Raw genomic sequence first — 20,852 nt, forward strand, 5'->3', positions numbered from 1 at the left:
CATTATTTTTTTGGAAAAATCTACTGTTTATTCTATCCTGTTTTCTGTTTTTAATTGTCCAAACTCCACTTTTTCAAACCCCTGTATGGAGATATGCTTTTTATCCGGGTTTGCGTAGACAAACGTCTTGTCCACATTTTCCAGGTAGTTTTGTATTTTATCGTTTGTGGCGCTTATGATAGCCTGGAATCCAAGTCCCCGGATCAGCGCAATACAGCTTGCAACTTTTTCCGCATCCATTTTGGAAAACGCTTCGTCAAGAACGACAAGACGCAAAGTGGATGGCCTTCTTACCTTCGTCTTTACATTAACTCGGTAAATCTGGGCAAAACTTGCAAGAAGGGCAATGTAGAGCGGGTTTTGTCCTTCTCCTCCGGAGTTTTTCCGGATCATTTTCCCAAGTCCGATCTTCTCCCCTTTGACGATCTGCTGCATATCAAAAGACAGATACGTGCGGTAATCCGCATATTTTTCCATATTCCTTCTCGCTTCCTCAAGTTCTTCCCTTGTTGCGTGTTCCGGTGGAATAAAAATGGAAATCAGTTCGTTCATGAGATCCCCATACTCTTCCTCGTGTTCCATCGTAAAGAGATCCATCTGATGTTCCATCGTATCTGACAGCTTCATCGGATTGATGTCCAGTGTATCTGACATGAACATATCATAAAATCTGCCGTCCGCCCCTTTATTTTTTGTGATCACAAACCGATACTTGTCTTTTCCGAAATCCAGTTTGCTGATAATACGGTTCAGCTCTTCCTGATTCTGGTAAGCCTCCTTGATGGCGCTCCGGATTTTATAGACAAAATCTTCTTTGAAATGCATGATGGCCATTCTGGCCTGCTCGTTTGCAAGGGTTTCATATTCTTCCAGATTTCCGCATCTGAGTTTGTCGAGCAGCTGATCGTAATCTGTATTTTCTCTATCCCCCGTGGAAAATGTGCGGTTCGGGTAACGGCGGATATAAGCGCTTCGCACGTCAATGAGTGCCGTGTATTCTTCCTCTTTTTTTCTCTGAATACCGGAAATCTCACGGTAGCACTGGCTTTTCAGATATTCATAGTTGGTGCTCGTCCTTCCGGACATAAACTGGGCGTAGGCTTCCTCCCCATCTTTGCTCTTGGAAAGGGTATTCTCTTTTTCGAGAAGTTCTGCGTGGAGAGACAGAAGCATTTCCTGATATTTTCGTATACTTTCTTCTTTTGCCCAGATGGCTTTCTCGACAGTTTTTTCCTGCTCCTTCTTTCTTGCCTCTTCCTCCTGAAGTCTGCGCTTTTCTTCTTCCATACCGGAGAGATTTTGTTCTTTCAGTTGTCTCATCTGTTCCTGAAGCGCTTTCTTTCGTTCTTCTTTCTCGTTGATCCCATGGATGTCCCGGATCATAGAGAGATATTCTTCCAGCGGACGTTCCAGTTCCGGATTTTTTATCGTTTCGCTGATGGTTTTCAGCTCTTGTGAGAGAGGAATCTGCTGCTCCTCCAGTTCCATCCGCATCTGTTCCAGTTCTTTCCTGCGTTTTTTCAGGCTTCCCTCTCCAATATATGCCTTCTTTGTGTACTGATCCGGATGGATCCGTCCAAGGCAGTATCTCTGGTAAACCATACAGTCTGGGGTAATCCCGATCCGGCATGCCTTCAATTCCTCGATGCTCTCACATTTCATGACATTTCCCAGCAGAAAATTCAAATACTGCTGCACATAGTTTTCTTCCGCCTTTGTCTCCTCCGCAAGGGAACCTTTTCTTATCGGATGTTCTTCTCCCAGAATCTTTCCCGTATCCAGGACAGATACCCGGCAATACCTCTTCTGATCCATGTTTCCATAAATTTCCATGGCATCCTTTACATATTCCGGCGGGACGACGATAAGCTGTTTCGTGTTTCCAAGATACCCTTCTATGGCATTGTGCCATCGCTCATCTTTTACGGTAATAAGATCTGCCAGAATCCGTACCGGGATGATCTTCCCTGTCCGCTTCATAAGTTCATTCCTGATCTCATACCGTGCCTCCTCAAGCTCCCTCGGATACATCTTCTTTCCCTGCCGGATCTGCAAAAGATCTTCGTGGACCTTCTCCAGGTTTTGTCTGTACTCCCGCATCCTTGCTGAAAGATCCTGTCTTTCTCCTTCCAATTCTTCTTTGAAAACGACAAACCGTTCTTTCAGTTCCAGGATCTGTTCTTCCTTATCTTCCCCTTTTTCAAGACAAAGTATCCCTCTGCGAATGGCGTCCGGAGTCCTCTCAAAATCTTTCCACTCTTTCAGCGCATGCATGGTCCGCTCCCACTGTTCTTTTCCTGCATAGAGACGTCCCAGCATCTCGTCCAGACTTTCTTCCTCCTTTTTCAGCGCATCGTACCCTGTCCCGGCAATCCGTTTTACAACGTCTTCCACCTGTCCGGCGATCTCTTCGATTTCCTGATCCATCCTGCTTTTCTGCTGTCTCAGCTTCTCAGCCTCCTCTTCACAGGATGCATTTTTATCCTGATACTCCCGTATCTTCTGCCGGAGTTCCTCAATCTCCAATTTTCCAGCACAGTAGAGCGCCCGCTTTTCCTCCTTGTACGCTTCCTGGAACGTGCCATACTGTTTCTTGATCTTCTCAAGCTCCCGGATTTCCTCCATCGTCTCCTCGATCTTGTCGCGCATCCTCCCATACTGCATCACGCTTTCCTGCATATCCTCGATCTCGATCTTCTTCTCCGTGCAGATATATTCTTTCACAAAATCTTCCAGCCGAATATTCATCCGAAATGGAATCGCTCTCCGGAAAAGCCTTGGAAATTTTTCGATATCCAGCCCTCCCAGATAAATATCATACAGCTGTCTGCGGAACCGCTCGTTGCTTGGACCGCAGTAATACGAATCCGGCCGGAAGTTTCGGTGCAGGTATTCCCGGACTTCCCCTGTCGTCAGACATCTTGCGTCTCCTCGGTATCCATTCTCGAGAAGTCCCCCTCGGTGCCAGAAGAATAATCTCCCGATTGTGTTGGTAGAAGTCTCTACATCGAAAACGACACCGACGCACTGTTTTTCTTTCGTATCCGTCTCCGTAAGTTCCAGTACGATGGTACTGGAAAAATTCTGGTTTCGGAGATACTGGGACTCATTGTTGTCACTGATATTGACCATCCCCCGCAGATATTCGATCAGGCTTCGGTCAGAATCATCGGACGCCGCCTTATTGAAAAAGCCCCTCCCATCGGTATTTGCATAGAGAACGATCTGCATGGCGTCGATGACTGTGGATTTCCCGCTTCCGGAATGTCCTGTAAAAAAATTGATTCCTTCACTGAAAGTCAGAATTTTTTTGTCGATATAATGCCAGTTATTCAGACAAATCCTCGATAGTGCTTTGAATGGCTGCTTCTTCTCCACGTTCTTCCTCCTCATCAAATGTTTTCAGTAGTTCCCGTATATCATCCCCCATCAGCACCACATTGACTGACGGATAGATGATCATTCTTGTATCTTCGTTCAATTCTTCCAGAACGTCCATCGGCTCGATGACCTGATATTTTTTCAGAAATGCGACAGCACGGCGCATCTCCGTCGGGGACGGCATGGACCGGAGAACATGGAAGCTTCCCGCCCTGGCATTGACCGCTCCGAGAGTCGTGACAATCTGCATACTGCTGGACGCTTCCTCCATCTGTTCGTCGTACAGAAGCTTCAGCACAAGCATATAGATGGTGGCAAGTCTGGGAAGTTTTTCTCCCCAAAGTGTCTCTCCCTGAATGTAGAGAATTCCCATGTGGACATTCTCTGAAAGCTCTATCCCTGCGATACCAAAATATTCCTTCAGAAATTCTTTGTGTTTGAGGGCTGTCCGATACTCTTTGCTGTACTGATACCGCTCCGTCTTTTTATCATACTTATGTTCCAAAAGAAACGTCTGCCGGTAAAAAAGCTGAATGATTTCTGTCAAATCTGCCTGTTCCCCTTCCGACAGAAGGTCAAAATATTCTATCATGGTTTCCTCCTTACGATTACCAGCTCCGGATAACGGTAATTCCCGTCTTCCCGGATGCCTTCGTTCTCTGTGATGACTTGGTATTTACTATTCTTTCTTGTACACAGGTCATATGCCAGGATCAGTTTTTCAAACTCTCCTTCACTCTGGATGGAGACATCCCGAAGATCCATCTTTTCATCTTCCATATGATCCTCTATAAACGTCTCGATCTCCTGTTTGGTATACCGCGTCTGAATTCGATTCAAAAGCAGTACATCCTCTCTGGAGAGTTCCTTCTCTTCTTCCTCTTCTCTTGCCATCTGGCTTATGAAATCTTTCTTTCCTTTTCTCCTTTTGTACAGAGACTTCTCAGACAGGATGTCAAACTTTGAAAAATTCATCTTCGCGGCGGCCTTTTTAAGCAGCGGTCCCGTATCGTCCTCCTGCCCAATCCGGTTTAAAACCTTTGCCACAAGTCCTTTCGTGTCGGATTCTCCCCTGAGAAGGTATGTAAGCCGCATAACGGTAGCCCGCACATATTTGATGTGTTCCTTGTCCATATTGAAAATCCGGTGCTCAATGTCATCAAATCCCCGTTCTATCTGATCCAGGATCTCCATCCCCTCCGTTCCGAGAGTTTCGACCCACTCGTCCTCCTCCCTCATCTTCCTGAGAAAGGCCTTGATATCGCTCTTATACAAATAGAAATTGTCGCTTGTCTTCAGGATATGGTACTTCTTTTTTACAATCTCTTCCACATATCCTTCCAGATGTTCCCTAAGAAGATCTGCGTACGACTGCTGGTTTAAAAGCCGCCCGAAAAAGCGATCCATGTTGTGAAGCATATCCTGAAGCGCTTTGTTTAGCTTCTTCGTATTCACAAGAGCTGTCCTCAGCATGGCAATACTGTTCCTTTTGTCATTTTGAAACGAAAACAATGCCGCATACACATTTTGGATATAAATTTCTGTCTCCTCCCCTTCGTCACTGTTCAGACGCTCAAAGGCCTCGATGAAAACAGATGCATAATCGGGAATCACAATATTCGTAACCATACTTCCGAAATCTTCCAGTTTCTTCAGCCATTGTGCCCGCAAAAGCCAGGTCAGCACACGAGAAGCCGTCGTGTCAAAAATTTCCGGCTCCTCGTCCGCCTCCTCCTTTTCAAAATCAATCTTCTTTCCTGCATACATGTCATTTAATATTTCCAGGCAAAGTTCCCGGCTGAGAAAATAGTTATTATACTGGTACTCGTCATTGATTCTCAGAAGCGCTTCTATGTAGATATCCCGGTTTGGCGACCGGAACAACGTCCAGAATGTCTCCGGTATTTCATATATCAATCCCATACTACCTTCCTTTTATTTTCTTTTTTTCTTATTTCTTAGTATACCACATAAAATTCCCCCTGCCAAAGCAGCTTCCTCTTGACCTCTATTTTCCGAATATTATATAATAAGAGCAACTTTCCATTAACAATTCAGGCTAAAGGAGGTCTTATTTATGTTCAATTTCTTTTCGCATTCCAGCAGCAGCGGACGCAAACCAAATCCAAATCAAGCTGTTGATTTCTTTCAAAACGGAGGACTGTTCGGTGTGTTCCGAGGCTCCTCCAGTTCTGACCGTCGCCGCAGAAAGGGGCAGTATCAGAGAGGATACCATCCAAATATCCCACCGCAGGTAGGCTATCCGAACGTGCCTCCTCAGCAAGGCTACCCTCAGAATATGCAGCAGCCGAATTCAGCATCTTCCGCCGTCTGTCCGAAGTGCGGCGCTTCTGTCCCGGCAGGCTCCAAATTCTGTCTGTCCTGCGGGGCCCCGATCAACACTGCGGCCTTCTGTCAAAACTGCGGCAAACCGCTTCCGCCTAACGCAAAATTCTGCCCTGAGTGCGGTACGCCAAGACGGTAATGTGGTTTCGTCATGATCCGGCCGGATACCACATCCTTTCCCGGCTTGGAGGAGGACGGTACGGCGTCTGTTATCTGGCAGAAAACACAGAGGGACAGCAGTTTGTCCTGAAACGCTTCCGCCCCCGTCAGCAAAAAAAGTATCCGGATGACCATCGGCATGAGGCCGTGATCCTGTCCGGTCTTTCTCACCCTGCGGTTCCTGCCTTGTGCGGAATCATCAACAGCCCCAGCGGATATTTCTTTGTTCTGGAATACAAAAAGGGAAAGACACTGAAACACTGGCTTTTCAGGGACCACAAGGTGTTTTCAGACTCTGAAATCTTCCGGATCGGCTCCCAGCTTTTCGATATCCTGATCTATATTCACAGCCGAAGCGTCGTGCACCGTGATATCAGCATCGCCAATATCACGGATGACGGCGAACATATCAGTCTGCTGGATTTCGGGCTGGCGCGCTACACAGATCGTGACGGAGGTATTCTCCCTTCCTTGGACTTCCCATATGTTGGGAATGTGCTTTTGTATCTTCTGTGTTCAGGGTACAAGGGGGATCGAAAAAAACCATGGCACGAAGTGCTGCCGCTCACGTCTGCGCAGAAACACTGTCTTTTGCACATGGTGGAACTGGAAGAGCCTTTTCACGATACTAAAGAAGCAGCAGAGGCATTCCACTCCTCCTTTTTTCCGCACGAAGGCAATTTTCCAAAAGAACATTTTCTTTTCTGACATCAAAGAAGCAGACAAAGGGTTCGAAAACAATCACTGCCCTCTGCCTGCTTCTTTTATTTTCTTCTCTGTCTGCACGCCTCATACATCAAAATCCCTGCCGCCATTGCTGCATTCAGCGACTCTACCTGTCCATACATCGGAATCTTGATCTTTCTGTCAGCCGCCGCGCTGATTTCTTCCCGCAAGCCGTTCCCTTCATTTCCGATCAGAAATGCGGTTCCTTCCGTATAATCTTCTTCATCATAGTATCTGCTGTCATCGAGGTGTGCTGCATACACATGAATGCCGCAGCCTTTCATCTTTTTAATGGTCTCCTCCAGATCCTCAACGTAGAGAACCGGCATCCGGTAGACGGATCCCATCGTAGAACGGATCGTCTTTGGCTGATAGAAATCTACACTCTCCCTGCTCAGGATAATGCCGGTCACTCCTGCCCCTTCTGCTGTCCGCACAATAGTCCCAAGATTTCCCGGATCCTGCAGATTGTCAAGGACGATGAGAAAGGGCTTTTTCCCTTCCTTCTCTTTGAGCATTTCTTCAAGAAGGTACTCTTGTCTTTTCACAACCGCCAACACCCCCTGCGGCGTCTTCGTATCAGACATATGCTCAAAGACTTTGTCGCTTACGACCTCCGTGATGCGCTTTAGCCCCTCCAGGATATCTCCATGTCTCTCGAAAAACGACTCGGAGGCATAGACTTCTATTACTCTTTTTCTCGGCACTTCGCGTACCATGCGCAGCCCCTCCACGAGAAAAACCCCTTCCTGGGCTCTGGCCTTTGCCTTTTTCTGGAGCTTCAAAATCCGTTTTACTTTCTGATTTGATGTGCTTGTTATCATAAAATATTCTCCTGTGTCTTCTCAATAAAAACTCTACTTGGCCATCTTCACTTCCAGTATCCTCTCCACCGACTCATCAATCCGATCTTCCGGAAGCGTCCCGTTGCTTACCGCGGACAGGATCCCCTGATATGCTTCTTCAAAATCTTCCGGCATGAGGATGACATCTGCTCCGGCCTGCACTGCCTTGACTGCCGCTTCTGCGGAAGTATAGCTCCTGGTAATTGCCCCCATATCCATGGCGTCCGTGATGACAATGCCATCATAGCCAAGTTTTTCCCTCAGCATCTCCGTGATGATCTCTTTCGACAATGATGCAGGGGTATCGTCATCCAGTACGTTTGGCAAGGAAATATGTCCTGCCATAATAAATTCCGTTCCTTCTTCGATAGCAGCTTTAAACGGAAGGAACTCGCATTTCTCCAGCTCTTCTTCTGTACTCTCAGAATAAGCAGCACCTTCATGGGAATCTTCCGATGTGCCTCCATGTCCCGGAAAGTGCTTTGTTACTGTGTAGATGTCCTGGCTGTGAAGCCCTTTGATTTCTTCCGCCGCCATTTTGGCCACAAGCTTCGGGTCTGAACCAAAGGAACGCTCCCTCACAATGGTATTTTCCGGGTTCGTCCACACATCGGCCAAAGGCGCAAAGTCCATATTAAATCCCAGCTCTTTTAGATAGCTCCCAATGGTTTTACCCGCATCGTATGTCTTCTGTTTGTCTTCCGTCCTACCGATCTCGGACATATCTCCTACATCTTCTACTCCAAACGCATCGTTCCCTGAGATCCGGGACACCGTCCCTCCTTCTTCATCCACGGACAGAAAAAGCGGAAGTCCTGTCTTCTCCTGGCTAAGCTCCATCATGGAAGCATTCCATTCCTTTGTCTGCTCCGGCGTTTCAAGATTATTTCCCATCATGATAAGGCCGCCTACTGGCCTGTCCTCATAGGCCTCTTTTGTAATATCTCCAACCTGTATCGTCCCCGTCACTCCTGTCAGGGCATCCGGCGCGACCATAAACATCTGTGCCACTTTTTCTTCCAGAGTCATATCTTCCAGCTTTTCCTGGATTTTGTTATTACTTTCATCTTCTCCCTGCTTTTCGGATATCTGGCTTTCTTCTTCTTGACTGTTACCTGGCACCATCTCGTCTCTCCCCGCTTTGCTGAAAAAAATGATGCCGCCCATGACCGCCGCAGATATCGCCATACAGCTGATGCCAAAAATCCATTTTGCCCTCGCGCTTCTGCTTTTCTTTCTTCTTTTCATTTCATAAAACCCCTTACTTTTCTTGCCCTTTTACTTTTGGCTATTAGTATTATACCCACGACTCTTCTTTTGCGCAAGAACATGTCCGAAAAAAGACACTGCGCAGTTCTTTCCTTGCACAGTGTCTTGATTTGCTACATTTTAAACCGGTATCCGACTCCCCAGATGGTTTCGATATATTGTGGTTTCGATGTGTCGTACTCGATCTTTTCCCGGATTTTTTTGATATGCACTGTCACGGTAGCGATATCGCCGATGGACTCCATATCCCATATCTCACTGAAAAGCTCATCCTTTGTGTACACATGGTTTGGATGACTCGCCAGAAATGCCAGCAGGTCAAATTCCTTTGTGGTAAATGCCTTCTCCTCCCCGTTGATCCATACTCGTCTCGCTGTCGTATCGATCTTCAGCCCTCGGATCTCAATTGTCTTATTCTCCTCTGCATGGCTTCCGATGAGGCGTTCATACCTTGCCAGATGGGCCTTTACCCTGGCTACCAGCTCGCTCGGGCTGAATGGTTTTGTCATATAGTCGTCCGCCCCAAGGCCAAGTCCACGGATTTTATCGATATCATCCTTTTTTGCGGAAACCATGATGATCGGCATGTTCTTTGCGTCCCGCACTTTCCGGCAAATCTCAAATCCGTCGACTCCTGGAAGCATCAGATCAAGGATAAGCAAGTCAAAATCTTCCTCCAGCGCTTTTTTCAGTCCCGCATTTCCGTCGTTTGATACCTCCACTTCGAAGCCGCTCAGCTCCAAGTAATCCCGCTCCAGTTCCGCGATCGCTTCTTCGTCTTCTACTATAAAAATCTTACTCATAAATAGGTACCTCCTGATATTTGCGGATTACAAAATACATGACCGTTCCGGTGCCCGGCTTGCTTGTGGCCCATATTTTTCCTCCGTGTTCTTCTATGATCTTCTTCACGATGGAAAGTCCGATCCCGCTTCCTCCTTTTGAAGAATTCCGTGAAGCATCCGTCCGGTAAAAGCGGTCAAAAATATACGGCAGATCTCTCGCGTCGATCCCCTTTCCGTTATCCTCAAGTTCCACCTGGATAAAGTCGCCTACATCTTTTACCCTGAGATTGATGCGCGGCCGCACTTTATCCATATATTTCAGAGAGTTGCTGATAATATTGTTGACTACCCTCATGAGCTGCTCTGCATCTCCGATAATCTTTACGTCGCCCTCCACGTAATTAAAGTAACCAAATTCCACTCCCTGGCTTTCCAGTTCAGACGCCAGGTTGTCCGCGCAGTCATTAAAATAATCGTTTACCGACAAGGGACTGAAATTGTACGGAATACGGTTTGTATCGATCTTTGTGTAAAGTGTAAGTTCATTGATCAGCGTGTTCATCTCATTTGCTTTATTGTAGATGGTTTTGATATAGCGTTCCATCTTCTCCGGCGTATCTGCCACACCGTCCATGATTCCTTCCACATATCCTTTGATAGCAGTAATCGGTGTCTTAAGATCATGGGAAATATTGCTGATCAGTTCTTTGTTCTCCTTATCATTTTTCAGCTTTTCTTCTGCATTTTCCTTCAGCCGTCTGCGCATCGTCTCGATATCCTGGCAGAGCTGCCCGATCTCGTCGTCTTTTTCCGGATGAAGCTCAAAATCCAGTTCTCCCTCCGTAATGCTTTTAACGGCAATCTCCATCTTCTCAATAGGCCGAAGCAGGCTTCCATAAATCCATAAAATCATAAGCATTGCCGTAAGTGCCAGGATAAGGACCACACCGATAAACATACTGATAATGAAATCATGCACTTCCGGAATCTGATTCAGCGTACTTAAGGATTGCTCAAACTTCTGATACTGAGCACCGGTAAGCCCGTATGTCTGCTCGATCACATGGATCTGATATCTTGCCACTCCCCATACGACAAGCCCTGCCAGCACTGCAGGCAGGATCGTGATGACGACAAATGAAATGATCAGTCTTGTCTTTAGCTTCAAACTCTTACTTCCTCTCTGCCAACGTCAATTCATAGATACAGTATAACATGAAAAGGGAGCGCTTACATCCCAAGCGCCCCCAATTTTTTCTAAACTTTTTATAAATAACTGCGCAGTGTTTCCACCTTGTCCAATCTTTCCCAAGGAAGATCCAGGTCGTTGCGTCCGAAGTGTCCGTACGCTGCTGTCTGTTTGTAGATCGGACGTCTGAGGTCCAGCATCTTGATGATTCCGGCCGGTCTCAGGTCAAAGTTTTCGCGGATGACTTCCACCAGTTTTTCGTCGGAAAGCTTTCCTGTACCGAACGTATCTACCCATACAGATGTCGGCTGTGCCACGCCGATAGCGTAAGAAAGCTGGATCTCACACTTGTCTGCAAGCCCTGCCGCCACAATATTTTTTGCAACGTAACGTGCGGCATACGCGCCGGAGCGGTCTACTTTCGTACAGTCTTTTCCTGAGAATGCTCCGCCGCCGTGACGTGCCATTCCGCCGTAACTGTCCACGATGATCTTTCTTCCTGTCAGGCCGCTGTCCCCGTGTGGTCCGCCAATGACAAACCGCCCTGTCGGGTTGATAAAGAATTTCGTGTCCGCATCGATCATCTTTTCATCCAGAACCGGACCGAATACATATTTGCGAATATCTTCATGAATCTGCTCCTGTGTGACAGCCGGGTCATGCTGCGTAGAGAGTACTACCGCTTCCAGTCTGGACGGCTTTCCATTCTCATCGTACTCTACCGTTACCTGAGATTTTCCGTCCGGTCTGAGATACGGAAGTGTTCCATCTTTTCTGACTTTCGCAAGCTGTTTTGTCAGCTTATGTGCCAGCGCGATCGTGTAAGGCATATATTCTTCTGTCTCATTTGTAGCGTAGCCAAACATCATTCCCTGATCCCCGGCTCCGATAGCTTCGATCTCTTCGTCTGACATTTTATGTTCTTTCGCTTCCAGAGCCTTATCCACGCCCATAGCGATATCGGAAGACTGCTCATCAATTGCCACGAGAACGCCGCATGTGTCAGCGTCAAATCCAAATTTTCCTCTTGTGTATCCGATCTCTCTTACCGTATCACGGACAATTTTCTGAATATCAACATACGCGCTTGTCGTGATCTCTCCCATAACCATCACAAGTCCGGTCGTCGTACATGTCTCACAGGCCACACGGCTCATCGGGTCCTGTTCCATCAGTGCGTCAAGGATCGCATCGGAAATAGCATCGCACACTTTGTCCGGATGTCCTTCCGTTACGGATTCAGAAGTAAACAATAATTTTTCCATCTTTTCCTGCCTTTCTTTTTTCTCTTTTAATCCATTCCATGTTTCCCTGGCGGTCTTTTTTTGATTCAAAAAAATTGTCCGAAGCAAAAAAAGAAGCCCACCATAAGCGGACTGTTATATTACATCATATATCAATCCTCTTATTGTTCGATTACTCGCTCAGGCTGGCACCTTCCGTCTCCGGGGTTGCCGTGGCTTCTCAGATCCTATGTATCTCCACCACTCTGAATAAGAGAAAATATAAAATATTTGTTTGTTACACTACGGAATCATAACACTTGAAGGAATGTCTGTCAAGTGATTTCTATACAAAAAGAAACCCGGATTTCCTGATGCACAAGAACTGTTTCATGTTCTCCAGTGCATCAGAGGTGTTCCGGATAGTCTTTCCATATTTTTCAATTCCTTCTAGCCGACTTTCAGCTTAAATTTCTGAATTTCCTTTTCGCTTGATACCTTCTCGATTTCTGCCCCAAGCTCACGGAGTTTTTCTTCAAACCGCTCATATCCTCTCTGGATATAGACGATATCATCCACGATCGTGATGCCGTCCGCGGCAAGACCTGCAAGAACAAGCGCTGCTCCTGCTCTTAAATCCGGCGCGCTCACTCTTGCGCCTGAAAATCCTTTTACTCCTTCGATAGTGGCAGAATTCCCTTCGATCTTGGATACGGCTCCCATCCTTGCGAGCTCATCGAGATATTTGAACCGATTTTCAAAAATGCTTTCCGTGATCGTACTTGTTCCCTCGCACAGTGCAAGTGCCACGCCCATCTGCGGCTGCATATCAGTCGGGAATCCCGGATAAGGCAGTGTCTTAACCTGTGTGTGATGAAGTTTCCCTTTGGATACCACGCGCACGGCATCGTCGAACTCCTCCACTTCACATCCGATTTCCACCAGTTTGGCGATCGTTGCTTCCAAATGCTTCGGGATGACGTTTAATACCGTCACGTCCCCTTTCGTTACCGCTGCCCCAAACATGAATGTCCCGGCTTCGATCTGGTCCGGAATAATAGAATACTCAGCGCCATGCAGCCTGGTCACACCTTTTATTTTGATGACATCTGTCCCTGCACCGCGGATATTCGCTCCCATGCTGTTCAGGAAGTTGGCAACATCAACTACATGCGGCTCTTTTGCCACGTTCTCCAGGATCGTCGTCCCTTCCGCCATAGCTGCTGCCATCATGACGTTGATAGTCGCTCCCACGCTCACTACGTCAAAATAAATATGGCTTCCTGTCAGATGCTGAGCATCAGCGATGATCTTTCCGTGCTCGATGTCCACCTCTGCCCCAAGGGCCCGGAATCCTTTCAAATGCTGGTCGATCGGACGGCTTCCGATATTGCAGCCGCCCGGAAGCGCCACCTCTGCATGTCTGTATTTTCCAAGCAGTGCGCCTAACAGGTAATAGGACGCCCTTATCTTCTTGATATAATCGTAGTCTATATTAAAATCATGGACAGATCCCCCGTTGATGTGGACCGTATGGCGGTCCACTCTGTTGATCTGTGCGCCGATTCCTTCCATCGCTTCCAGTAAAACATTGATATCATTGACATCCGGAAGATTATCAATGTGAACAGTCTCATCCGTCATGATCGCTGCGGCGAGAATAGCCAATGCAGCATTTTTAGCTCCGCCAATCACAACTTCTCCCACAAGCGGAGTTCCTCCCTTAATAATATATTGCTCCATAATACACCTCAACTAATTCCAATGGTATCTGTAATCGAATCATTACATATCTATATTTACAAAACGCTTCTTTTGTTAATCATTCGTCAAAGGCTATACCTTACCGGATTAGTATAACACAAAATCGCGGTTTGTAAAACTTTTTTTCTTGTTCTTTGCGGTCTGTGTGCCCTTTCTCCCCTAATTTCCAATGATATCCAGCACCTTTTGAACCGTCTCATCCATCGTAAGTCCATCTTCGCTGATACGAATATCCGCATATTTTTCAAACAGCTGCGTCCTCTCGTTATAGAGATCCCGGAGCGTCTGCCCATCCCTCAGGACTACTCCCCTGTTTCTGGCATTTTGGATTCGTTGTTCAATCTCTGTATACGAGACATGCAGATAGATCACAGTTCCAATCTTCCTGAAATGCTCCATAGCTTTTTCGCAGTATACAACACTTCCTCCCGGCGCAATGACCGCCTTCTGAGGGTTGACTGATAAGTTCACGCGCTCTTCCACTTCCAAAAAACCGTCTGGTCCTCTCTCCTCGATGATCTCTTTCAAAAGTTTTCCTTCCGTTTCCTGGATCAGAAGATCTGTATCAATAAACTGATAACCGAGTCGCTTCGCTGTCACGACACCAACTGTGCTTTTTCCAACAGCCGGCATTCCGATAAAAATCAGATTTTTCTTCATGCATTTTCCTCTTTTCCGTTTATTTCTCTCTATCTTGTATTTTATCACGCTTTTATTTGTGCGTAAAGACATACCTTTGCGCAGATCCCGGCAATCCTATCCTTTTTCTTAATAATATCGGCGGCAGTTCCTCCTGTGTGTACATCTTCTGCGCAGGATTTCATGATATAAAAGCACGTCGATCATATCTCTCAAAGGATCTTCCTTTCTTCCTCTCCTGTTCCTTCTCATTTGAGCCGTCATCTGCTCCTCTTCCTCCGCTTCCTGGCTCATCTCCTGTTCTATCTCTTCTCTTACCTCCTGCTTTTCCTCCGCCTTCATCCGGTCATAGATCCTTCCGGACATCATGTAAAGCTGGAGTCGATCCGGGTACTCGTCGTAGATCATACTTCCTTCATATTCCATCCGGTCGCACTCCTCTTCCACATAAGGGAGGAGCCTCTTTGCCGTGACAGGGTACATACTTTTCATGTAATCTACATCCCGCTGTTCTCTTCTCTCCTCATCGAAATCTCTCAGGTCTGTCGGATACGCCATATAATAAGGTAGTTTATGTTCCATCATCTATACACTTCCCGTCATATATCATCTACTTTACCATATGCGAAAGCACGGATTGTGTGAAGCAGAAGAGAGAGTACAAAATTCCCCGGGACTTGCTGACCCCGGGGAATTTGATCTTACCATATTTCATTTTTAGTAAGCTTCTCGTTCTTTGTAATGATGCGCTTCCTCCAACATCATATCTTTCACTTTCATCAGACGAATCTGAGAACTCCGTTCATTCTCATCCAGTTTCATCGTGATGTACTTGATATTTTCCTGTGTCTCCGGAATAATGACGTGCTCCAGCGCATTTACACGGCGCCTGGTCTTCTCGATCTCTGCTGCCATAAGCTGGCATGCTTTTTCTGTCTCTGCAAGCTTCAGCATATCCGGCAGGATATCTGCCAGAGACTTTACTGCGCCGTCCAGGTCACTGGACGTAAATGCAAATCCATAGGAATAAATATCGTTCGCGTCCGCCGTCCTTGTCTTCGTATCAAAGACAGGGATATCTACACTCATGACATTCTTCTGTGTCATCGAAAGATCTACAGCCTGCTTTGGCGCCATCAGAGCCGTCCTTAAAGCAGCCTGTGACATGCCGGCTTTTGCGATGACAAAGTTTCTGTTTGCCGCCTTAATGCCGGCTTCGACCTTTTCTCTGAGTGCCATATTCTCCCTTACAAGATCAAGGAACTGGCGCATCAGTTCGTCTCGCTTATCTTTCAAAAGCTTATGGCCTCTGGTCGCAGTGACCAATTTCTTTTTCAGCCTTGTGAGCTCCATACGGGTAGGTGTTACCTGTTTAGATGCCAAGCCAGTTCACCCCCATTTCTATTTGCCATAGTACATATCCAGATATTTATCATCGATACGTTTCAGCTCACTTCTCGGAAGAATGGAGAGCAGTTTCCATCCAATCTCCAGCGTCTCCTCGATAGAGCGATCTGTCTCATATCCCTGAGATACATATTCTTTTTCAAATGCATCCGCAAATTTTGCGTAGATCAGGTCGATCTCTGTGAGTGCTGCTTCTCCCAGGATGACCATGAGTTCTTTCGCTTCTTTTCCTCGCGCATATGCTGCGAAAAGCTGGTTCATCGTATTGGAATGGTCCGCCCTTGTCTTTCCTTCTCCGATACCTTTGTCTTTCAGACGGGACAGAGAAGGCAGTACGTCGATCGGTGGCTGCACTCCTTTTCTGTAGAGATCACGGCTTAAGATGATCTGTCCTTCTGTGATATATCCTGTCAAGTCCGGAATTGGATGTGTCTTGTCTTCTTCCGGCATAGTTAAGATTGGGATCATCGTGATACTTCCGCTCTTTCCGTTCTGTCGCCCTGCTCTTTCATACATAGATGCAAGGTCTGTGTACATATATCCAGGATATCCGCGGCGTCCAGGGACTTCCTTACGTGCTGCTGACACTTCACGGAGCGCATCCGCGTAGTTCGTGATATCTGTCAGAATGACAAGTACGTGCATATTCTTTTCAAATGCCAGATACTCTGCTGCGGTCAGAGCCATCTTCGGCGTGGAAATACGTTCGATGGCCGGGTCATTTGCCAGGTTGATGAAAAGTACGGTACGGTCGATGGCTCCTGTTTCACGGAAACTTTCTATGAAATAGTTGGATTCCTCGAATGTGATACCCATTGCTGCAAACACAACGGCAAACGGTTCATCTGTACCTCTTACCTTTGCCTGTCTTGCAATCTGCGCTGCAAGCTGCGCATGCGGAAGACCGGATGCGGAGAAAATCGGAAGTTTCTGTCCACGAACCAGAGTATTCAATCCGTCGATAGCGGAAACACCTGTCTGAATGAATTCTTCCGGATAACTTCTTGCCGCCGGATTCATCGGAAGTCCGTTTACATCCAGCCTTTCCTCCGGAAGGATTTCCGGTCCGTCATCAATCGGGCGGCCCAGGCCATCAAATACACGGCCCAACATATCTTCGGACACTCCAAGCTCCATACTCCGTCCGAGGAATCTTACTTTACTGTTGGAAAGGTTGATACCCGTCGCGCTTTCAAACAGCTGAACAAGGGCATCTTTCCCGTTGATCTCCAGTACCTTGCATCGGCGTGTCTCCCCGTTTGCAAGTTCGATCTCTCCAAGTTCGTCATACGCTACATCTTCTACGCCGCGGACCAGCATCAACGGTCCGGCAACTTCCTGTATGGTTCTATATTCTTTTGGCATTCTAGAAGTCCTCCTTTCCAAATGTGTCCGCTATCTCTGCGCGAAGTTCCTCGGTTACTTTCTTGTATTCTTCATCCAGATTTTCTTCTAATGTATATTTGAAACGTCCGATCTTTTCACGAACTGCCATATTGATAAGCTTGTTCATAGATGCTCCCTCAGACAGTGCCTTTGCGGAATCTTCATAAAAGGCAATTACCAATTTCATGAGGAGGTACTGTTTCTTCAGAGAAGAGTACGTATCTACTTCATGGAAGGAGTTCTGATGCAGGAAGTCTTCACGGATAGAACGTGCCGCTTCCATCTTCAGACGGTCTGACGGGGACAGTGCGTCCATACCTACCATCTTTACGATCTCGTCAAGTTCTGCCTCATCCTGAAGAAGTCCCATCATCTTCTGACGGTTTTCCATCCAGTCTTCTGCCACTTCTTCATTGAACCATTTTTCCATATCCTGCAGATACAGAGAATAACTTGTCAGCCAGTTGATAGCCGGGAAGTGTCTCTTGTATGCAAGGTTGGAGTCCAGTCCCCAGAATACTTTTACGATACGGAGTGTTGCCTGGGATACCGGTTCAGAAATATCTCCGCCCGGAGGGGATACCGCACCGATTACAGACAGAGCTCCCTGTCTTTGATCTTTTCCAAGTGACACAACCTGTCCGGCACGTTCGTAGAACTGTGCAAGACGGCTTCCAAGGTATGCAGGATATCCTTCTTCTCCTGGCATTTCTTCCAGACGTCCGGACATCTCACGGAGTGCTTCGGCCCAGCGGGATGTTGAGTCTGCCATGAGCGCTACGGAATATCCCATATCGCGGAAATACTCTGCGATGGTAATACCTGTGTAGATTGACGCCTCACGGGCAGCAACCGGCATATCTGACGTATTCGCGATCAATACGGTACGCTCCATCAGAGACTCGCCAGTCTTCGGGTCTTTCAGTTCCGGGAATTCGTTCAGAACGTCTGTCATCTCATTTCCACGTTCTCCGCATCCAATGTAGACTACGATGTCCGCTTCCGCCCATTTTGCCAGCTGGTGCTGGATAACGGTCTTACCGCTTCCAAATGGTCCCGGTACGGCTGCCACGCCGCCTCTTGCGATCGGGAAGAATGTGTCGATTACACGCTGTCCTGTAATAAGCGGCATTTTCGGAGGAAGTTTTTTCAGATACGGACGTCCTTTACGAACCGGCCATTTCTGCATCATTGTAAGCTCTTTGTCGCCCTCTGGTGTAGACAAGACTGCCACAACTTCCTCTACCGTAAATTCCCCTTCTCTGATCTCTTTGATCGTACCTTTCATATTCGGAGGTACCATGATCTTCTGCTGTACGACGATGGTCTCCTGTACTGTTCCCAGCACATCTCCTCCGCTTACTTCTTCTCCAACTTTTGCTGTCGGAACAAACTTCCACTTTTTATCTCTCTTTAAGGACGGTACTTCTACACCTCTCTTCAGGCTGTTTCCCCCCGTCACTTTCATAATATCGTCCAGTGGTCTCTGGATACCGTCATAGATACTTGCGATAAGGCCAGGCCCCAGTTCTACAGACATCGGCACTTCCATGGATTCGACCGGTTCGCCCGGTTTCAGTCCGGATGTCTCCTCGTATACCTGAACAGAGGCTTCATCGCCATGGATCTCGATGATCTCGCCGATAAGTCGCTGATCGCTTACACGAACCACGTCGAACATGTTGGCGTCACGCATTCCTTCAGCGATAACCAGCGGCCCTGCCACCTTCTTTATCATTCCCTTACTCATTTCGACAATCACCTGCTTTCCTAATTATCACCAAACAGAATATCGGAGCCGACTGCCTGTTCCACAGACTTCTTTACGCCATCGATACCTGCACCCGTATTCCCATTCACTCCAGGAATCTGAATTACAGCCGGGACAAGTTGCTCTTTATATCTGTCTATCTCATGTTTCAGAACGGCTGCGCAGGCCTCGGTAATGTAGATAATACCTGCCTTTTCCTCCGCAAGCCTTAAAAAAGTCTCTTTCGCCTCCTCCGGGTTCTTTACAGGATACGTATCAAGCCCCAGGGCGGCAAAACCATAGATACTGTCATAATCGCCCAAAACTGCTATCTTATACATACATCTCCCTTACCCTTTCCCGGATAGAGTCATCCGGAAACGCATTCTGCTTTCCGGTGAGAATGATTCTTACCGTCTTGATTTCATTTTCCCGTGCGAGCACATAGGCCACAATCGGCCCGATCGTAAACGGATTGTAAAGCTGCGGCTTGATGGTTTCAATGATCCGGTTGTCACACCAACACTCAAATGCCGATGTGGATTCTCTGAGCGCTTCTGCCCCGCCTTTGTAAGCTGTCCCTTCCAGGTACTCCTGGATGGCATCCATCCCGTTCAAAGCCGCTTTGCAAAGTGCATCCACGCTGATGCTGTCGCACTCTGCCATCGCTCTTTTCATAAATTCCAAACTCTTTGCGGTCTTCTGTGAACGTACCGCGATTTTAATATCTGCGACTGCCACCGTGGACTCCGCGTAGTCGCGGATGATCGCATCTTTCGCCTTCCTGCCGGCCGCATAGATTGCGAGAAGCGCAGCCCTGTCGATGATGATGTCGCAAAGTTGTCCATCGTGTGTGTGGAGCAGTGCTTCATATGCTTCTTCCGCCGCGTTTGCCATATAGTCCGGAAGTCTTGAGAACTCTTTATTCTTCACGATCTCCAACATTTCCTCCGCCGGGATCTTTGTGTCGCTTATAAAGATGTCCGAACTTTCTTCCCCCGTGGCGGCCACCTTGATCGCAGCCTTCAGATTGTGGAAAAGGTCCGGGTAAGACACCACATCAAAAACCGACATATCATCCACAAGTCCTTTGACTTCCTTCCACGTCTTTTCCCGTTCACATGTCAATATTGCTTCTGCATCAGCCGGAGTATCCGCATTTCCCCATCCTTTTTCCTGCAGAAGAGAAATGCACTGCTTCTCATCTTTGCAGGCGAGAAGCTGATCGATCACTGCCTGGGAAAACAGGGATACCTCCATTGCTCTGATCCGCGCAACCGCATAGGTATATTGATTTTTTGCCATTGGTTAAATCCTCCTTTTCGCGGAATTGCGCCGTTTTATAAAAATAATAATCTGTGTACCTGATCCTGCAGATCGTCCTTTCTGGAATCAAAGATTGCCTTGAATGTACAGTTCTCCTCGATTCCTCCGTATACAAGAACAAATCCGCCGTCCATCTCTCTCGTCTCTTTGGAGATGGAAAGATTTCCGCCTCTGTCTTTCGCAGCGCGGGTAATCCTTGCCGGAACATCCTCCGGCATCCGTTCCAGATCTTTCGGAGAAAACAGTATCTCTCCTTCTTCCGGAAGTGCGAACTTCTCAACCATTTTTACGATCGTTTCAAAATAGATATCCGGCTCCATAGAGCAGAATTTTTCATACGCCGTATCGATCATACCCGAAATGATTTCCTGTTTAGCCAGAAGGAGGGCTGTGCGCCGTTTTTGTTCGTCGGAAGATTTTGCCCGGCTTTTATATGCCGTCACTTCTTTCTCCGACTTTTCTTCCATTGCGGCTTTCAGTCCATCTGCCTCTTTCTTTGCTTCCGCAAGGATTGCTTCCGCGTTTGCCTTTGCATCCGCCTCTTTCTTTGATGCTGCGGCGTTCGCTTCTTCCAGAATCTGGCTGATCATTTTATCCAATCCAGTCATTCTTAAGCTCTCCTTTACTTTTTAGATTTTCGTTCTTTTTCCAGATTCC

General features: G+C 47.2%; 19 protein-coding genes and 1 riboswitch. Of the genes, 2 read left to right on the top strand and 17 right to left on the bottom strand.

Features of this window, described 5'->3' with window-relative positions; all coding sequences use genetic code 11:
• Positions 1 to 27: 27 nt before the first annotated feature.
• Genes FLB61_RS03100 through FLB61_RS03110 form a run of 3 tightly spaced genes read right to left on the bottom strand, consistent with a single transcriptional unit; the run spans position 28 to position 5,304 of the window.
• Complete coding sequence (locus tag FLB61_RS03100) at positions 28 to 3,378, bottom strand: ATP-binding protein (protein ID WP_330625481.1); 3,351 nt, start codon at positions 3,376 to 3,378, stop codon at positions 28 to 30.
• Entirely contained in the window at positions 3,329 to 3,973 is a 645-nt protein-coding gene (locus tag FLB61_RS03105; RefSeq protein WP_221919378.1) for a DUF4194 domain-containing protein, read from the bottom strand. The genes FLB61_RS03100 and FLB61_RS03105 overlap by 50 nt, the downstream gene beginning before the upstream one ends.
• Positions 3,970 to 5,304: a Wadjet anti-phage system protein JetA family protein gene (locus FLB61_RS03110; protein WP_221919379.1), complete on the bottom strand. Its 1,335-nt coding sequence runs from the start codon at positions 5,302 to 5,304 to the stop codon at positions 3,970 to 3,972. The genes FLB61_RS03105 and FLB61_RS03110 overlap by 4 nt, the downstream gene beginning before the upstream one ends.
• Positions 5,305 to 5,458: 154 nt before the next feature.
• On the opposite strand from FLB61_RS03110, the gene FLB61_RS03115 reads away from it, so the two are divergent.
• Both FLB61_RS03115 and FLB61_RS03120 read left to right on the top strand, forming a co-directional pair.
• On the top strand, positions 5,459 to 5,866 hold the full coding sequence (locus tag FLB61_RS03115) for a zinc ribbon domain-containing protein (RefSeq protein ID WP_221919380.1): 408 nt from the start codon (positions 5,459 to 5,461) through the stop codon (positions 5,864 to 5,866).
• Entirely contained in the window at positions 5,866 to 6,594 is a 729-nt protein-coding gene (locus FLB61_RS03120; RefSeq protein ID WP_087199991.1) for a serine/threonine protein kinase, read from the top strand. The genes FLB61_RS03115 and FLB61_RS03120 overlap by 1 nt, the downstream gene beginning before the upstream one ends.
• 56 nt (positions 6,595 to 6,650) lie before the next feature.
• Here the strand turns inward: FLB61_RS03120 and rlmB are convergent, their stop codons facing one another.
• The 14 genes from rlmB to FLB61_RS03190 form a co-directional block, all read right to left on the bottom strand.
• A complete protein-coding gene (gene rlmB, locus FLB61_RS03125; RefSeq protein WP_087199993.1) occupies positions 6,651 to 7,436 on the bottom strand; it encodes a 23S rRNA (guanosine(2251)-2'-O)-methyltransferase RlmB in 786 nt (261 codons plus the stop codon).
• A gap of 33 nt (positions 7,437 to 7,469) precedes the next feature.
• Complete coding sequence (locus FLB61_RS03130; protein ID WP_221919381.1) at positions 7,470 to 8,705, bottom strand: glycoside hydrolase family 3 protein; 1,236 nt, start codon at positions 8,703 to 8,705, stop codon at positions 7,470 to 7,472.
• Positions 8,706 to 8,839: 134 nt separating this feature from the next.
• Complete coding sequence (locus FLB61_RS03135; RefSeq protein ID WP_087199997.1) at positions 8,840 to 9,529, bottom strand: response regulator transcription factor; 690 nt, start codon at positions 9,527 to 9,529, stop codon at positions 8,840 to 8,842.
• Positions 9,522 to 10,679, bottom strand: coding sequence for a sensor histidine kinase (locus FLB61_RS03140; protein WP_087199999.1), 1,158 nt, complete (start codon positions 10,677 to 10,679; stop codon positions 9,522 to 9,524). The genes FLB61_RS03135 and FLB61_RS03140 overlap by 8 nt, the downstream gene beginning before the upstream one ends.
• 98 nt (positions 10,680 to 10,777) lie before the next feature.
• Positions 10,778 to 11,965: a methionine adenosyltransferase gene (gene metK, locus FLB61_RS03145; protein ID WP_087200053.1), complete on the bottom strand. Its 1,188-nt coding sequence runs from the start codon at positions 11,963 to 11,965 to the stop codon at positions 10,778 to 10,780.
• 137 nt (positions 11,966 to 12,102) lie between these two features.
• A riboswitch (SAM riboswitch) is annotated at positions 12,103 to 12,200 on the bottom strand.
• Positions 12,201 to 12,373: 173 nt separating this feature from the next.
• Positions 12,374 to 13,666 carry a UDP-N-acetylglucosamine 1-carboxyvinyltransferase gene (locus FLB61_RS03150; RefSeq protein ID WP_087200001.1) on the bottom strand — a complete coding sequence of 431 codons (1,293 nt, stop codon included), beginning with the start codon at positions 13,664 to 13,666 and terminating at the stop codon, positions 12,374 to 12,376.
• 180 nt (positions 13,667 to 13,846) lie between these two features.
• Positions 13,847 to 14,347 carry a shikimate kinase gene (locus FLB61_RS03155; RefSeq protein WP_087200003.1) on the bottom strand — a complete coding sequence of 167 codons (501 nt, stop codon included), beginning with the start codon at positions 14,345 to 14,347 and terminating at the stop codon, positions 13,847 to 13,849.
• A 108-nt stretch (positions 14,348 to 14,455) separates the two neighbouring features.
• Positions 14,456 to 14,908 carry a hypothetical protein gene (locus FLB61_RS03160; protein WP_221919407.1) on the bottom strand — a complete coding sequence of 151 codons (453 nt, stop codon included), beginning with the start codon at positions 14,906 to 14,908 and terminating at the stop codon, positions 14,456 to 14,458.
• A 135-nt stretch (positions 14,909 to 15,043) separates the two neighbouring features.
• Positions 15,044 to 15,709, bottom strand: coding sequence for a V-type ATP synthase subunit D (locus FLB61_RS03165; RefSeq protein ID WP_087200005.1), 666 nt, complete (start codon positions 15,707 to 15,709; stop codon positions 15,044 to 15,046).
• Positions 15,710 to 15,727: 18 nt separating this feature from the next.
• Positions 15,728 to 17,098, bottom strand: coding sequence for a V-type ATP synthase subunit B (locus FLB61_RS03170; RefSeq protein ID WP_087200007.1), 1,371 nt, complete (start codon positions 17,096 to 17,098; stop codon positions 15,728 to 15,730).
• Position 17,099: 1 nt separating this feature from the next.
• Positions 17,100 to 18,869: a V-type ATP synthase subunit A gene (locus FLB61_RS03175; protein WP_221919382.1), complete on the bottom strand. Its 1,770-nt coding sequence runs from the start codon at positions 18,867 to 18,869 to the stop codon at positions 17,100 to 17,102.
• 20 nt (positions 18,870 to 18,889) lie between these two features.
• Positions 18,890 to 19,210: a V-type ATP synthase subunit F gene (locus FLB61_RS03180; protein WP_221919383.1), complete on the bottom strand. Its 321-nt coding sequence runs from the start codon at positions 19,208 to 19,210 to the stop codon at positions 18,890 to 18,892.
• On the bottom strand, positions 19,203 to 20,174 hold the full coding sequence (locus FLB61_RS03185; RefSeq protein ID WP_221919384.1) for a V0D/AC39 family V-type ATPase subunit: 972 nt from the start codon (positions 20,172 to 20,174) through the stop codon (positions 19,203 to 19,205). The genes FLB61_RS03180 and FLB61_RS03185 overlap by 8 nt, the downstream gene beginning before the upstream one ends.
• A gap of 35 nt (positions 20,175 to 20,209) precedes the next feature.
• Positions 20,210 to 20,803 (bottom strand): V-type ATP synthase subunit E, encoded by a 594-nt coding sequence (locus FLB61_RS03190; protein ID WP_087200016.1) that lies wholly within the window; start codon positions 20,801 to 20,803, stop codon positions 20,210 to 20,212.
• Between the last annotated feature and the right edge of the window lie 49 nt (positions 20,804 to 20,852).

It is taken from the genome of Sellimonas caecigallum (assembly GCF_019754295.1).
Taxonomy (GTDB): Bacteria; Bacillota; Clostridia; order Lachnospirales; family Lachnospiraceae; genus Sellimonas; species Sellimonas caecigallum.